Source organism: Kordia antarctica, assembly GCF_009901525.1.
GTDB lineage: Bacteria > Bacteroidota > Bacteroidia > Flavobacteriales > Flavobacteriaceae > Kordia > Kordia antarctica.
The window spans coordinates 2,638,177-2,654,216 of record NZ_CP019288.1; the positions used below are offsets into that span (position 1 = coordinate 2,638,177).

A 16,040-nucleotide genomic window follows, 5' to 3' on the forward strand; every position below is an offset into this window, starting at 1 on the left:
ATGACGTTGTTTTTTAAGGATTTTTCATTTTGGATAAGTCAATTTTACCCTTGAACGGATTTTTCTCTGGATTTGATACAATATAAAAGTCAACGGTGGCTTTGATTCCAACAATAAGTAACGCAATAATGTCCAATGCAAACGAAAAGATGAAGAAGAAAAATCCAAGTATCACGGCAAATTGCTGCACGAAAATTCTCCCGTAAGGACTTAAAATACTTTTTTCTATTGATATCTTTTCGTAAGCTTTGGGCATTAAAAAATTAAGGTAAAAATCTGCAATATTAAATACAGCGAGGGAAATTAGGATTGGGTAAATACCGTCATAGTTTTGAAAAATATACGTCACATTTTCAAATATGCTGAATGGATCAATTTTTGGATCTTTCATTTCGAGCAATACAAATACAAACATGGACTGAATTGCTACAAAAAAAGTGTAATGAAAGATGAAAAAGAGAATCATTCCGCCACCATTATTCTGTGTTCGTTCAACGCCATTTGCATTGGCATACTTTAGTATTATGAACATTTTGAATACGTGAATCGCGCCAATGATAAGCGTTTCCATAAAGTACGCCATTACAATCGAAAACGCATTCGTTTCTCCTGTGAGTAATAAGGTTGCCACAAAAAGGACGTTGAACCAAATGAATGCGTTTTGACGATTGGGAATGATGTGTATGTTTATTTTTTCTTTCATTTAAAACAATAAAGATATAAAACGAACTGTTTTTTACAACATGAATTACTTGATTTCGATACAAAATTCTTTCAGAATTTCACTCAATCTGACGTAATTCATTTGGTATTATTCTTCCAAATATTTAAACGTTTTCCATACGGTAGAAGTGCTTAGTTTGTCTTTGAAATCTTCATGTGTTGATATGCCTTGATCGTCTCTTGCCGCCATTAACATGACGATATGTGTGTTTCCATGCGGATTTGGTTTAGCGACAACATTGAAAAAATATCTTCCCACAAATTGGTCACTGAGCCCTTCTTTCATTGTTCCAATTGTTTGAAGCGCTAAGTATTTTTCGCCATCAAATTCTAAGATACCAATGTTATCTTCTTCTAGTTCATATCCGCCGCTTTTTAGCATGTCACGAATTTGTTTCATAAAAGTTAAACCGTCTTTTTCTAATGACATTCCATCTAAAGAAATGTATCCAAAAGAGTACATTTCGGTAACGACACTATCTTTTCCAACTTCTTGAATCATTCCGTAAGAGAAACTTTTTTTGCCTTCTACTGGTTTTTCTAGTTTTAATTGCTTCGGAATGTCAACTGTGAAATGAACCTCTGGTTTGTCTAATTTTTTAGCAAATTCAGGCGTAACTTCATAGGTTTCTACTTCCACTTTTTCTTGACATTGTACAAAGTTGAATTGTACTACTAGAATTAATGCGATGAGTTTTATTTTATTCATTGGTGTGTTTTTTGGTTTTCTTAAATCAAAAATCAACATTCGTTAATCGTTAATCGTAATTCTTTTTTTTTGTGATTTAGTAATCTTTGACTTTTGCGCCGCTGCTATTGAAAACGCCTTGCGTAATATCTCCTGATGAGTTGTATTTCATTACGCCAAGTCCGTCAATACGATCGTCTACGTATATTCCTTTGAACACGGAACGATCTACATAGGTGTAAATTCCGTAGCCGTCTCTTTTTCCGCCTAAGATATATGCGCCTGTGTATACACTTTTGTTTTTCCATAAATACGTTCCAACTCCGTAACGGTTGCTATTTTTGAAAAATCCCCAATACATATCTCCGTTCTTGTATGTATATTTTCCAAATCCGTCTACACAATTTCCTATACAGTTTCCGGACGTTTTACCAGCTAGATAATCCGTAGCAGATTCTGAAATAAATTTTCCATTTTCAAACAATCCTGCGCTCGTAATTTTGTTTTCTTTGTCCATGGAATATCCCAAACCGTGTTGTAGTCCATCTTTCCATCCGCCAATGTACACATTACCGTTTTCCCATTTGTAATAGCCAACTCCATGACGTCGATTGTTTACGTATTGCCCATGATAATATCCTCCATTTGGATACGATATATAGGCAACTCCATTGATAGCACCATCTTTGAAAGTAGCATCCGTAATGATATTGTTTACGGTAACGCGTCCCCAACCTTCTTGGCAATCGCCTTTTACGCATGCATAATCAGCACTTGCTTTTTCAGTAGTTTTCACAACTGTTTCTGTCGTTGTTTTTACTACAGGAATCTCTTGTTGGTTGTCCAATTCGCCTTTATATTTTCTTCCTTCAAGTACTTCTTCATCTTTTGCCGCTTTAAATCCTGTTAAGATGTATAAAGGTTTGTCATCAATAAAGATTACAGGATCACCACTTGTTAAGTATTCGAATCGCGCTTTTTTGTAATCAATATGTTGTCCTTTGACAACAATGAAGAAATTATCTTTTTGTAATTCACGCGAATACATAATAGCAGTTGTGTCTGCAGTAAACAAATTCATTTCTTTTACTGCTTTTTCGGTTGCGCTTTTGTAGTCGTAGATTATATATGTTCTTCCCGTATTTTTTTCTATACGATAATCTACCATATGAGATCCTATAAAGCAAAATTCGCGCGCTTTCACTTTGTTCTCTCCATCTACGTAGTTGATAAATTTTCCATCATACGCATAACTAATATGTGGAGTTCCTTTAGAAAGCACATCGGTCGCTGTAATTCGTGTTTCTGACATATGATTGTCTTCTACCACATTCGGAATGGAATAATACGTTTGCGTCAATCCATCATACAATATTTTTTCGTCTGGCTTTATACCTTTACTAATTGTGATATCTGTAGCTCGTACGCCATTGATATATGCGGCTGGAACTTTTTTTGCAGTTTTTATACTTCCTGGAATGTAATATCCATATTCAAGTTTTGTCGGCTTATTGGCGTCACTGTAATACCGATGGTATGTTTCAAAGTGTTTTGCATTTGGATCATTTGCTGTGTAAAAATCAACTTTATTTCCTTTGCTATCTTTGTCAACTATGTAACTGTACGTTGCTGAAACTAATTTTTCTTTCACTAAATGACCGTCTAAATAATAGTATGCTCCACTAAATCCAGGCTGACGATCTGCATTGATATATTGTACTGAAACGACTAATGTATCGCTGCTTTTACTATAAATAATGTCGTGTTGCTGATTAAAAACACCTTTTCGGTTTACGATCGTTTTTATAAGTCTATCTTGAGAATCGTACGTATATGTTTTATCTTCTCCATACGTGTTTTTCTCATGAGACAGCAAGTTTTTACTGTTAAACGTATAATTGTTTGTGCTTCCGCTGTTATATTGGAATTCAATCACATTACCGTTCGCGTCATATTTAATTGTATCGCTATAATTGTTTCCAATTATTTTCCCGCTAGCGTCATAATAATACCATGTTCCGTAGTTGTATAGTAAGTTTCCATCTCTGTCAAATATTTTTCCAGCGGAAGCGTATACATCACCTCTTAGAAAAAAATGTTCTTTTTTATGCTTGAAACCTATTGGATTTCGTGGCGCATTTACCATGTCTGTTTTTTGAGCAATCGTCAATTGATACACAAAACAAAAAAGCAGCAGTAGTACAGTATTTTTCATAGGTATTTATTTATTTTTCTATAACTCTAATTGTATTCATCAATTCGTCACACATGTGAACTCTTACAGGTTGATTGTCGAATACATTTTTAGACAATTCGTCCTTAAACATCGTTAGTAAACCAATCGTATTCTTGTCTTCCATTCTGCTTTTATCTAAAACCATTTTAAAAATATACGCAGTACCTTCTTTGTCTAACGCTACTGTTTTACGATTTTCATTGTCTGAAAAACCAAACTCTATTAAGAAGTCTTTCAATTTTTCTGCTTCGTCAAGTGTTACATTTTTCGTGTATCGCACTTCCGTTGCTTTTGCCATAATTGTTTTTTGAGCATCTTCTAGCTTATGTACGCGTAAGGTGTTAAACGAATCGTCACATAAGTGTAAATCCACAGGAAAACCCATGTACTCTGAAAGTTCTTTTGGGAAAATATTGAATACACTTTCCAGTGATTTGTCATCTATAGATTCTTCTTTAATAACCATTTTGAAAATGTAATTCTCGCCTTCTTTTACAAACTGCACCGATTTTCCGTTGCCATCAGCAAACCCTGAAGACACCAAACTTTCGCCAAGTTTGTCCGCTTGCGCTTCCGTAATTCCATCTTTATAATATACTTCCGTTCCGTTGAACATTTTCTTTTCGCCATAATTTGCGCAAGAAGCTAAAAGCGCAATTACAGAAAGTAATGTGATTATTTTTTTCATTATAGTAGTGTTAGTTATTGATTATTAAGTTGTTAACAGTAACAAATTTCCACTTTTTATAGCGTTATTACAATACGAAGAATTGCGTATTTTTTACATATTGTTGGGTTTTTCAACCTTATTTACATTTTGTATCATAACGTCGTTGATTTCCCGTATAGCCCAATTCCAGTGCCTTTTTCCAGTTTTTACAAGCGTTTTTCAAATCACGTTTCATATCGTATACATTTCCTTTATTGGAATATGCTTTTCCGTATAACGGATCAAATTCTGTAGCTTTTTCAAAATAGCTTAACGCTAGATCAATCTTTCCTTTTTTCGCATAACAAACACCAATACTGTTGTATACTTTTGGTTGATTTTCATCAATTGCAGTCGAATTCAGATAATCTGCTAACGCTTCATCTATAAAACCCATTGCATCATGTGCGCCGCCGCGAAAAAAGAACGCTTCCGCATGTTTCGGATTCAATTCAATAACTTTGTCATAATCAGCAATAGCAACTTTGTAATTCTTATAATCTTCGCCTGCATTTCGCTTATTAATTAATGCTGTATGAAATCCTGCTTTGTAAAAATAGGCTTCTGTCAATGTACTATCTAACGCAATTGCTTGTTCACACAGCTTGATGCCTTCTAAGAACTTTAGCTGTTCTTTTTTAACTAAAGCACTGTCTAATAATGTCTTTGTTGTTTGCGCATTCGCGAAAGAAAACGCTGCAAGTAAAAAGAATATGTATATTTTTTTCATCTTTGATAATTGAGAAATACAAGTTGCCTTTTATTTTGACTTGAAACAATACGAAGAATTGCGTATTTATTTTTTTTGAGTCAAACCATTTCAATAAAAAGATGTACATTGATCTGAAATCAAGAAATAAAAAAAACATCAATATTGGAGATATTTTTTATTATAATTCTAGGCTTTACAGCCGTTGCATTATTTGATGCTATTGGCGCTGTGCTATCCAGAATTTTGAATTTTAATTATGCAATGCTCATGATTGGTTCTATTATTATATATGCGACAGTAGCTGTTTTTACTGCAAAATATGGCGGAATCATTATTGGAATTATTGCTGGTTTTTTAATGGGCGTTTTTGATGTAACTGTTGGATTAAAAATCTCAGAAAAATTGAAAGCAAATATCCCCGACAAAAGCCTTACCTTTAGTATTGATATTAAAACTGTATTAGCCGTAAGTGTTTTTGCTGCTATTGTTGGCGGAATCGCTATTGTACTTATCCTTTAAAATAAATATTATGAAATCTAATAGTACCTATATCATCGCTTTTTTGAGTTTACTTTTATTTGTGAATTGTACTGAAAAAGAAAAGAAGAAAACACTTGATACAACCAACACAGAAATTGAAACGGAAACGGAATCAATGTTGCAAGATTCCATTGCTGACATTTCTTTGGAAGAACTAGAAGCTGATAAAAAATCAATTCCGCATCATTATATATGTTATACAAATGATGACAAATCTTCGATGCAACTTTCCATTGCTTTTAACGCAACTTCAAACGCATTATTTGTAAAATATGAAGGTCAAGAAGATTCCATTCCACTTGAAAATGTAAAAGAAGATTTTCAAAGTGATGGCGCATATCCAACAATTACACAGTTTTACGACGAAATGCTAAACGGAAAGAAAAACGGAACGTACGAATTAACACATTCTGGAAATTGGGATTATGTAAAATACAGATCTTTAGAAGGCGATAAAGTAGTCAAATTTACGATAAATCATGACGCAACTATTGTTGATGGAGAATATAGAAAAACGCCTTGTTTTGGGGATTCTGAGTAGTTTGTAATATAAATTCTTTGAAAAAACTTTTCTAGTATTTTTAAGAGTATTTCATAATTGGTTATAAGTTGTATGTTTAGCGACTTATGCAGTTCCAACAAAATCTTTATTTTCAATCTAATTATTTACTGTAGATTAAGTTTTATTATTAATCACAAATACAATTAATAATTCAGTCAAGCATATGAAAAATATATCAATATATTCATCTGAATGCAAGCCAAATATTTCGTGTTTAGAAAAAGACAAACTTTTAGCTATAGTTCTAATTAATCTTATTTCCTATATACATTATTAGCAAAAATTATTCTTTCGCTGACTGTATTTCCTGATCTAATTATTCTTACCATCTTTCTTCTATTATTCAAGGATTTAGAATGTGTTCTAACTTTCCCCACAACAACTCCCATTTTATCAATATCAGACATCTCACTCAAACCTTTCAGAGTCATTTTAACTCTTAAAGGGTTTATATAGTCAAGATCGGCGGATTTAGGCATAGTAACTTGCATACAAGCATCTGAAATTTTCCCAGTTGAATTACTAGTTCTTCGTTCAATTACTTTGTTCGCTTGTTCCCTGAAGCTTATCGTTTTGTGTTTCATAAAATAATTTTTCTAAATGAGTAAATATAATAAATAAATGGTAAAGTTGGTCAGCGTACCCTTTTAACTGTTCAATTGCAATTTTATTATCAAGATTTCCTTCAAAATTATCTACAACTAAAAACCCGATTGTCCTGTAATAATCAACTCTTTCTCCATCTTCTTCTTCAATACCAATATATTTTCTAATTGGTACACATAGCATAGATTTGTAATAATCGTGCCAATCTTGAATTCTGTCATAAAAAGATTTATGAGTTATACAATCATCGCAAACGAAATGATTAACATTATTTCCTTCGTCTAAAATTTGTGTTAGTGGGAAAAATTGATTTGCATAATAAAAATTGTCAAAATCTTTATCAATTAAATCTCTTTTTGGATATGAGATAGGATCTCTAAACAAAGTGTTAACTAAATAATTATCATCATTTTGCTCGTCTTCTTCTACTAACAAGACGTATACAGAACATGCATTCTTAGTGAGTACATCAAAATTTTCTTTAACATTTGTTGTTAAGAATTGTAAGAACTGAAAAAACTTCGCATTAATTTCTAAATATCTTTCAAATTCAGTTTTGACAATTGCTTCATAACAATCATTTAATAATTGTCTAAGAGAATGACTAATATTGTGATTTGTAGTTGAGTGTATATTTAGAGATTGTTTATAATAATCAATTATTTTTTTTAATTCTTTCTCTCTATCAACAAATTCTTGCTTGTCAGCAATTATTTTTTCGTGTCTTGAAGTTAGACTAATAGAATATATAACTAAACCAAAATTTAATAGCATTGCAAAAAGGAAAAATTTTGCAATGATATCATCATCAGCTGGAATTTCGTCAAGACGATTGTAATAATTATAAAAGAAATATAATGCGTTTAAAAAAACAAATGCAAAACTTCCAATTGATGCGTAAGTAGCTATTTTTCTCATAATGTTCACCATCATAGATATAACAAGAACTCTTGCTATTTCTCTTACAACCAAACCTTTTGTAGTATTCCTAAAAGTTTAGTCATAGCTAAATCTACAAGAATCTCAACCAATATCAAAATAATTATGAAAAATCTTAATAAAAAATAGCGATTACATTACAAAATATCCTTCCCACATTCCCCTTTTTCCCTTTCGGGAAGAATCTCCATATTATCCCACAAACCTGTTTGAAGCGTTTTTGCATATGAAGCTGGAAAACCGTTTGCAAGCATGATTTCTATCGCTTTTTCATGATTGTATGCTAATCTATAATGTTTCACGCTAAAACCATCTGAATCATCTAAAATTGCATACCAAACAGTTTGTAAACCGTCATTTGCTGGCATTCCGATAACGCCAGGATTTATCCAAAGCTGGTTATTTTTTTCATCTAAAAAAGGCAATCCGCAATGTCCTGCAATAATTACATCACTTTCTGAATTGTCAAAAGAAGTCTGTTTCAAAGACCAATTGGTTGATTTAAAAACGAATTCAGAAATATACTCATAACTTCCATGCACTACACAAACATATTTGTTTGCATATTGAAACTTAATATAATCTGGCAAGGTTTGTATAAACGCAATTGATGATTTGGATAATTTGGATTGCGCCAACGGATACCATTCTTTAGAAAAATTATCACAGCGTGAACCTTGCGTAAAATCGCAACCGCAATCAACAGAACCGCTTGCGAGTTGTTCTTCTACATTTCCAACAATCGATTTGGCTTTCCACGTTTTAAAAAGTTGCACCGTTTCTTCTGGCTGACCACAATATCCAACAATATCGCCAGTACAAATACAGTTTTCTGGTGAAATATGTTCACGTTTCGCGACAGCAATTAATGCTTCTAACGCCTGTAAATTGCTATACACGCCGCCAAAAAGCAGCACTTTCCCAGAAAGCTGTTTAATGTTATTTATTTTTTTATCCATATTGGTAGCATGTAAAGTACACAACAACTTAAAATTCCCCAAATATTTACCCAAAGTAAACTTGCATATTTTCCTGTGGTAAAGATAAATACTTCAGGAAATACATCAAATACTAACAAAAATCCGAAGAACAATCCGCAACCGACAGACAAAAAGTAACTTACTTTGGTCGCTTTCTGTTTCCAGAATAAAAACACAGGTGTTAATCCGATGACCATTGTTCCGCTAATGGTTGTTGCCGATAATATTTCTGCATTCAAAAACACAGGAATGGTTCCTAAAACTGCGACTAAAATCATGACGATTCTTCCGAAACGAATGTTTTCTCCAAGTTTCAAATCGATTGCAAAAAGTTTCGCCGAAGATGAAAAAGTAGAATCTAAAGTGGAAGCTGCCGAAGTTATCATAATGAAATTAATCACTAATAATAAGATAACTCCAAACGATTTACTCACCATAACTGCCGCGTCATTTCCTTGCAAACCTTGTTGTTGCGCAAAGATTCCGACAATGCTAAATAATACAATGCAAATTGCGCCCAAAACCGAAGCCCATAAAAAGCTTTTTAAAGTCGATTTTGGAGAACTTATAAACCCGCGATCTGTCAACACAGGATCGTGAAACGGGTAACTAAACGATTGCAAAACTGCCGCCAAAAGTAAATTCCCGCCAAGGGCAAAAGTCCAATCGCCCGACGAAGTAACTTCTTTTACGGAGAAATCTTCCACCGAAAATATATTCCACAAAATCACACATAATAAAATGCTGAATAATACCATTTGAATGACATCCGTAAAAATGCTACTACTCAATCCGCCTTTGAGCGCATACGCCAACGTTAATCCTGTAAAAACGATGATTGACATATAATACGAAGTGCTTCCAGCAACGCCAAAATACGAACCAATAACCATTGTATTTGACCAAACTTCGTTGAACAATCTGATGCCAATTAAGACAGAAAATAACAGAATCGCTGCATGACCAAATTTGGTTTTTAAGAAGTGATGAATACTCGTAAATCCACCTTTAGTTCGCAATTGATAAATCACAATTCCGGCAACGGCAAACGACACATAATACGCCGCATACGCAACGCCACCAACCAAACCAAAACTTGCGCCTAAATTTGCTGCGTTGGTAATACTTTTGGCGAAAATCCATGAAACAATCAAGCTTCCCGTTAACATCCAAGCGGAAGGTTGACGCTTGTTTTGCGTCGCTTTGAAAAACTGATTTGCAGTTTTAGCCAATGGTGAAAACCAAAAAAATAGTAAACTCGTTACTATAATTAATGTCCATTGCCAAATTGCGACGCTTTCCATATTAATGCTTGAAAATTAAGGTTCCACGTTGATATTTACACAAATCTTCCACGTTTTGAAGTTTTTTATATTTCTTGATGATATCTGAATGTATTTCACTTACAGACAACGGATTATGTATTCTATAATTCTCTCCTTTAAAGTCGATTACGGTTAAATTATTCGTTTCACACAATTCTAAATAATACACATATGATAATCTATTTGTATACGCAATATCGTTTCCTGCCCAATACTTCCAAGTTTCGTCTGAGTATTTTAAAAAGTTGAATTCCGAAATGTTTTTATCTTGAAAAAACCCAGGATTTGCAAAATGATCTATAAAATTAATCGTGTGAACCGCAACGCCATTTTCTGGTAGCCAACTTTTCATTTTCGCAAATAATTGCACTAAAAATACTGGCGAAATATGTTCAAAAACAACTTGCGAACAGATATAATCAAACGAAGTACTTTCTTTCTCAATATCACTTAATGTATAGTTCGGAATGTAGACAATGTTGCAAAAATCAAAAACTTCTTCAAGTGTTTGAAACGATTGTAATTGCTGTACTTTCTCTTTAATTTCAGTCAAGCTGAATGTACTTTGCAATGCGATTCGCTCTAGAAAATCACCAGAATCAATGTGCTGAATTTGCTTCCGAAACGTTTTGATAGAAACATCTTTGGAAATATCAACCGTAACAACTTTATCAAACCCTAACAAGTGTAAAATCACAGACGAAATTAGCGAATATCCTGTTCCGATTTCTAAGGCTTTTTTTGGGTTTCGGGATTCAGTTTCAATTTCAATTTCCTCAAACTTCCGCAAACATTCATACGCTTGATAGAGACACACATTTTTGTGATAGTCTTTTTTCAGCGTAGCCGGAATGTGATTGAGGGTATCGCCAATCTTCGTAAAATGCAGTAGCTTTTGTAGGCTTGCTTTTAGTTTCCAGTTCATTGGTTGTTGTTTGTTCTTTTGTTGATTCGTTAATTTGTTTCACTCCTAACTAATGACTTTTAACTGATAACTTTTAACTTAAGTCAATTCGGTTGTTCGTCTTTTTGTTGATTTGTTGATTTTCACTCCTAACTAATGACTTTTCACTTTTAACTTTTCACTTTTAACTTAAGTCAATTCGGTTGTTCTTCTTTTTGTTGATTTGTTTCACTCCTAACAAATGACTTTTAACTTAAATCAATTCGTTGTTCAAAAGAAACACTTTTTAATTTAAAATTCAACATTCATAATTTAAAATTCTGAAACGTCATTGCGAAAATTTTGAAAAAATTTGCGGCAATCTGCTTATCAAGAAACAGATTACTTCGTCATACTTCCTCGTAATGACGTTTTGTAGTTATTCATTCCACCAAACACGAACATTAATACTATTTCCGTTAGTTGCTTGCGCAGCTTGGTTGTAATTTATAGTATTTAAAGTCGCTTCTTCCGCAGGATATGGCATTCGCACAGGAATCAATTCATTGTTGAGACTTGCCGAAACTGCCGGTAAATTTGGAAATCCTGTTCGTCTGTATTCTATCCAACCTTCATAACCGTTTATCGTGTTTGCAATCCACTTTTGTGTAATGATTTGCTCTAGCGCGTTTGCAGTATCAAAAGCTGCAGTTGTCGTTAAATAATTTACTGGCAATTCGGTTTGCCAATATTCAAATGCTTGCGTTACGCCGTTTTCATAGAATGTTTGCGCATCTTCTGTGATGAAACCTTTCGTTGCCGCTTCCGCCAAAAGTAAGTTTGTTTCCCAAGAAGTCATATAGTTTGCATCTAAATTGGCTGTGTTTTCCCGAAAGAACATTCCCGCCAAGGAATAATTAGCCAAAGAAATTGTAGTTTGAGACGCATCAATTCCGTTAATTAAACCATTATATTCGTTTCCTGTTGTGTTTCCAAACGGACGAAATAATACGTTGATTCTCGGATCATTTAAGTCTGTCAATACATTTTCAATCGTTTCCGACATGACGAAATTGTTGAAATCTCCAGCTCGCAAACGTGCCATTCTGAAATTATTTGGTTCGCCATCTGTAAAGTTAAAAACTGCATTTTGTGCGTTTGTAGTAATGTAATTTCCATCTGCAACAATTGCTTGCAAGCTGCTCGACACATTTTCTTTGTCTGAAATTCTAATGAGTGCTTTGATGCGAAGTGAATTTGCAAAACGAATCCAATTTGTTAAATCGCCATTATATAAAATATCGCCTTCTAACGAAATGCTTCCCGAATAGTTTTGAATTGCCAAAATTCCTTGCTCTAAATTGTCTAAAATTCCGTCTTGCGCGAGATAGATCTCTTCTTGTAAATCATATTTCGGATTTACAATTCCGTTCGTTCCTTGAAATGCTTCGCTGTATGGAACATCGCCAAATAAATCCGTCAACGCCATTGTCATATACGCTTTAAAAATTAACGCTGGACCTTCATAAACCGCAAATGTTTCTGCTGAACGGGATTTGTTTAAAATGATTTCGTTGTCTCTTAAATTCGTGTAAAAAATTCCCCAAGGATTTCCTCCTAATTGTGGAGAATTCAACGCGTGACGATCAAATAAATTGAAATCTAACGCTGTTAAATGTTGCGCTAATAAGTTTCCTGCTACAAAACCTTCATACGACATTTCTTCTCCGTAATTATAAATTACTTGGCGTAATAATAAACTTGGTTGCACATCAACTGGTGCATTTGGATTTGTGTTAATTTCTTCAAAATCTTGCGTACAACTAAAAATTGTGAATGCAACTATTGTTAGGATTATATATTTTTTCATTGTGTTTGATGATTAAAAATTAACATTCAATTTGAGTCCAAAACTACGTGTGGTTGCATATGATAAATCTTCCACACCACTAACAATTCCTTGTCCTTGAACCGCTAATTGTTCTGGATCAAAATGTGGAATTTCGCTGATTGCGAATAGATTTCTTCCCAAAAGGGAAACTTTAATGTCTGCATCACTTTTTAAGAATCCAATAGAATTTTCTTTGATTTTGAACGAATAACCAATCGAAAACTCGCGCATTTTTAAATACGAAGCGTCATACACATTATTTTCCTCATGGTTTCTGTCATAGAATTGACGATAGTAACTTTCTGCCGAAATTGCCGTTGTGTTTTGCACATATATTGGATTGTCTGTCGTTCCTGTATTGATAACTCCATCAGCTACAATTCCTGCTTCTGGTCGAAAACTTGTTTCTTCTAATTGTCCACCAACTGCTGCTAATGAAAGTGTTCTTGAAACCAATTCGCCACCTTGTCGCCAATCAAGTAAGAAACTTAAATCCCAGTTTTTATACCTGAATTGATTGCTGAAACCAATGATAAAATCTGGATTCGAATTTCCTAATTTTTTTAAGTTGTTGTCTGCAATAAATCGTCCTTCTGGCGTTAATACAAAATCGCCGTTTTCATTTCGTAAATAGCCTGTTCCGTAGAAATCTCCAATACGTCCGCCTTCTTCAACTTGAAACCAAACCGTTTGATCTGGATTGTTGTAAACTCTTGAATATGCCAACGTAATTCGTCCGTCTTGTTGTGGTAACGATGCTACCGTTGCACGATTTGTGCTAAAGTTTACGATACTATTCCACTCAAAGTTTTCATTTTTGATTGGAATTGCACTTAACACAATTTCGACACCTTTTGATCTAACTTCTCCACCATTGATAACTTGTTGCGTATAACCTGAACTTATAGGAATTGGAATGGATAAGATTTGATCTTTCGTTAGCGCATTGTAATAGGTCACATCTAGATTTAATCTGTCTTTGAAGAATCTAAAATCTGCTCCAAATTCGTATGAAGTTGTGCGTTCTGGTTTTAGATTTGGATTTGGAATAAAATCTTGATTCGAGAATGTTGGTTGCGAGTTTACTGCAGTTTGCGATATGAATGTTCCAGAAGTTTGAAACGGATTTGTGTCATTTCCAACTTGTGCGACACTTGCTCTTAGTTTTGCAAACGAGATTACTTTTGGCAATTCTACTACATTACTCAAAATGAAACTACTTGATATTGACGGATAGAAAAATGAAGTGTTTTCTGCCGAAAATGGTGTTGCTAATGCACTTGACCAATCGTTTCTTCCTGTAATATCAACATATAAAAAATCTTTGTAGCCAACTTTAAATAATCCGTAAAAACTGTTGATTCTTTTTTCTGTGGTAAAACCAAAACTTTCTATCGGAGAAGCTGCATTGTTCAAACTAAAAATTCCAGGTTGTGCCAATTGCGTGGTTTGTGATTGTGACGTACTTGCTTTCTGGCTGAGTCGATTCCCGCCAAGGGAAACATCAAAATTGAAATCGCCAGCTTTATTTGTGTAATTTACTAAGAAATCTGTGTTGATTTCACGATACGTAACATCGTGTTCTGCGTATGCTCCATTTCGGAAACGATTGGTACTAAAGTTCCGCAAGAAACGTCTTTTTTCGCTTGAATAATCCAATCCTGTACGAATCATCAGACGTAAGTTTTTCGTCAATTCTTGTCGCAATGCAATGTTTCCAAATACACGATCTCGCTCAAAACTATTTCTATTTTCTTCTAAAATAAAGTACGGATTGTCAAAGAATGTATAGTTAAACGCATATTGCTGAATGCCTTCTAAACCTGGTTGCCAATAGTTACGTAAGTTGTCAATATTCAACGATCTCGGTCCCCAAGCGACTAATGAATAGTTTACATTTTCAGAACCATATCCGTTGGAAGGACGATTGTCGCTACTACTATAAACGTAATTAATGTTCGTTGTAATTTTTGTTTTTTCTGTGGGAGAAAACCCTAAGCGCGCCGCAACTGTTTGGCGATCTAAGTTTACACCTGGAATGATAGATTCGCTTCGTAAATCAGTAAATGATACCCGATAATTCCCTTTGTCAAAACCAGAAGAAACCGCCACATTGTTAATCGTCGTTACGCCTGTTTGGTAGAAATTTTTTAGGTTATCAGGATTCGAGACAAATGCCGTCGGCGTAATTGGCAATCCGTTGTACAACGAAGTATCTCCGCCACGAACTATGGTTCCGTCAGCTAATGTTACAGGACTGTCAAATTGCGGAATTAGCGTTCCTTGATCCAATCGCGGTCCCCAACTATAGGTTATGTTGTCGTTGATTCCGCCTCCAAGTCCATCGACATATTCAAATTGTCCAGAGTTTCCTTGTCCGTATTCGTTTTGAAATTTTGGCAATTGAAACGCACTGTCAATGTATAAACTGGAATTGATACTTACGCCCAAACCTTTACTTTTGGAGCCATCTTTTGTGTTGATAATAATTACTCCATTGGAAGCGCGCGTTCCATATAATGCTGCCGCACTTGGTCCTTTTAACACAGAAACCGAAGCAATATCATCTGGATTTACTTCCATTGCGCCGTTTCCGAAATCGACTTCTTGAAATCCTGCCGCAGCTTCATTTGTTACATTGAAAACCGTGTTGTTGTTGATTGGCGTTCCGTCAACAATGAAAAGTGGATTGTTGTTTGTGAACGATTGTTCGCCACGAATTACAATTTTTGAGGATGAACCAACACCAGTTGCGCCACCTTGCGTAATGGTAACTCCTGCCAATTTTCCAGAAAGATTGTCTAAAAAGTTAACCGATTTTACTTCCGCAATTCCTTCACCTTCGAGGCTTTGTATTGCATATCCTAATTCTTTGGTTTCTCGTTTTCGATTTAATGCTGTAATGACAATTTCGTTTAACGCAGTTGTTCCTTCTTCCAAGACAATGTTTATGATCGCTTGATTATTCACAGAAACTTCTTGCGTTGTATATCCTAATGCAGAAAAGATAAAAATATCATTGTTGTTTCGTGATGTTATGGAATAGTTTCCATCAATATCAGTTGTCGTTCCTTGCAAGGTATTTTTGATAAGAACATTGACAAAAGGAATCGTTGTTCCATCACTTTTAGACGTAACCGTTCCTGTAATTTTTTGTTGGGCATAACCAAAAGACATTATAAAAAATGTCAATCCCAATAGAAGTTGCTTCATTAATTGAGGTATTGTAAAAGTATGAAAGATTCG

At 34.3% G+C, this 16,040-nt stretch carries 14 protein-coding genes; 2 read left to right on the forward strand and 12 right to left on the reverse strand.

Translation table 11 applies throughout. From position 1 onward, the window contains the following. Positions 1 to 13 precede the first annotated feature (13 nt). The 5 genes from IMCC3317_RS10805 to IMCC3317_RS10825 all read right to left on the reverse strand — a co-directional run bounded on the left by IMCC3317_RS10805 (position 14) and on the right by IMCC3317_RS10825 (position 5,086). Positions 14 to 703, reverse strand: coding sequence for a DUF6498-containing protein (locus IMCC3317_RS10805; protein WP_160129516.1), 690 nt, complete (start codon positions 701 to 703; stop codon positions 14 to 16). A 108-nt stretch (positions 704 to 811) separates the two neighbouring features. Then, the gene (locus IMCC3317_RS10810) at positions 812 to 1,432 is read right to left on the reverse strand and encodes a hypothetical protein (protein WP_160129517.1); all 621 of its coding nucleotides are present in this window, start codon (positions 1,430 to 1,432) and stop codon (positions 812 to 814) included. 76 nt (positions 1,433 to 1,508) lie between these two features. Beyond that, positions 1,509 to 3,626: an MORN repeat-containing protein gene (locus tag IMCC3317_RS10815; RefSeq protein ID WP_160129518.1), complete on the reverse strand. Its 2,118-nt coding sequence runs from the start codon at positions 3,624 to 3,626 to the stop codon at positions 1,509 to 1,511. Positions 3,627 to 3,636: 10 nt separating this feature from the next. After that, positions 3,637 to 4,335, reverse strand: coding sequence for a hypothetical protein (locus IMCC3317_RS10820; RefSeq protein ID WP_160129519.1), 699 nt, complete (start codon positions 4,333 to 4,335; stop codon positions 3,637 to 3,639). A gap of 118 nt (positions 4,336 to 4,453) precedes the next feature. Beyond that, on the reverse strand, positions 4,454 to 5,086 hold the full coding sequence (locus IMCC3317_RS10825) for a tetratricopeptide repeat protein (protein WP_160129520.1): 633 nt from the start codon (positions 5,084 to 5,086) through the stop codon (positions 4,454 to 4,456). Positions 5,087 to 5,230: 144 nt separating this feature from the next. Between IMCC3317_RS10825 and IMCC3317_RS10830 the strand changes: the two genes are divergently transcribed. Then, entirely contained in the window at positions 5,231 to 5,587 is a 357-nt protein-coding gene (locus tag IMCC3317_RS10830; RefSeq protein WP_160129521.1) for a hypothetical protein, read from the forward strand. A gap of 10 nt (positions 5,588 to 5,597) precedes the next feature. After that, on the forward strand, positions 5,598 to 6,149 hold the full coding sequence (locus tag IMCC3317_RS10835) for a hypothetical protein (RefSeq protein WP_160129522.1): 552 nt from the start codon (positions 5,598 to 5,600) through the stop codon (positions 6,147 to 6,149). A 275-nt stretch (positions 6,150 to 6,424) separates the two neighbouring features. Here IMCC3317_RS10835 and IMCC3317_RS10840 read toward each other — a convergent pair whose 3' ends face one another. The 7 genes from IMCC3317_RS10840 to IMCC3317_RS10870 all read right to left on the reverse strand — a co-directional run bounded on the left by IMCC3317_RS10840 (position 6,425) and on the right by IMCC3317_RS10870 (position 16,007). Then, positions 6,425 to 6,754, reverse strand: coding sequence for a hypothetical protein (locus IMCC3317_RS10840; protein WP_160129523.1), 330 nt, complete (start codon positions 6,752 to 6,754; stop codon positions 6,425 to 6,427). Continuing rightward, positions 6,705 to 7,694, reverse strand: coding sequence for a hypothetical protein (locus IMCC3317_RS10845; RefSeq protein ID WP_160129524.1), 990 nt, complete (start codon positions 7,692 to 7,694; stop codon positions 6,705 to 6,707). Before IMCC3317_RS10845 ends, IMCC3317_RS10840 begins: the two co-directional genes overlap by 50 nt. A gap of 158 nt (positions 7,695 to 7,852) precedes the next feature. Continuing rightward, positions 7,853 to 8,674, reverse strand: a complete 822-nt coding sequence (locus IMCC3317_RS10850; protein WP_160129525.1) for a metallophosphoesterase family protein — start codon at positions 8,672 to 8,674, stop codon at positions 7,853 to 7,855. After that, positions 8,659 to 9,999 carry a sodium:solute symporter family transporter gene (locus IMCC3317_RS10855; protein ID WP_160129526.1) on the reverse strand — a complete coding sequence of 447 codons (1,341 nt, stop codon included), beginning with the start codon at positions 9,997 to 9,999 and terminating at the stop codon, positions 8,659 to 8,661. The genes IMCC3317_RS10850 and IMCC3317_RS10855 overlap by 16 nt, the downstream gene beginning before the upstream one ends. Position 10,000: 1 nt before the next feature. Then, complete coding sequence (locus IMCC3317_RS10860) at positions 10,001 to 10,945, reverse strand: methyltransferase domain-containing protein (protein ID WP_160129527.1); 945 nt, start codon at positions 10,943 to 10,945, stop codon at positions 10,001 to 10,003. 397 nt (positions 10,946 to 11,342) lie between these two features. Continuing rightward, positions 11,343 to 12,773 (reverse strand): SusD/RagB family nutrient-binding outer membrane lipoprotein, encoded by a 1,431-nt coding sequence (locus tag IMCC3317_RS10865; RefSeq protein ID WP_160129528.1) that lies wholly within the window; start codon positions 12,771 to 12,773, stop codon positions 11,343 to 11,345. Between the two features lie 12 nt (positions 12,774 to 12,785). After that, a complete protein-coding gene (locus IMCC3317_RS10870; protein ID WP_160129529.1) occupies positions 12,786 to 16,007 on the reverse strand; it encodes a SusC/RagA family TonB-linked outer membrane protein in 3,222 nt (1,073 codons plus the stop codon). Positions 16,008 to 16,040: the final 33 nt, after the last annotated feature.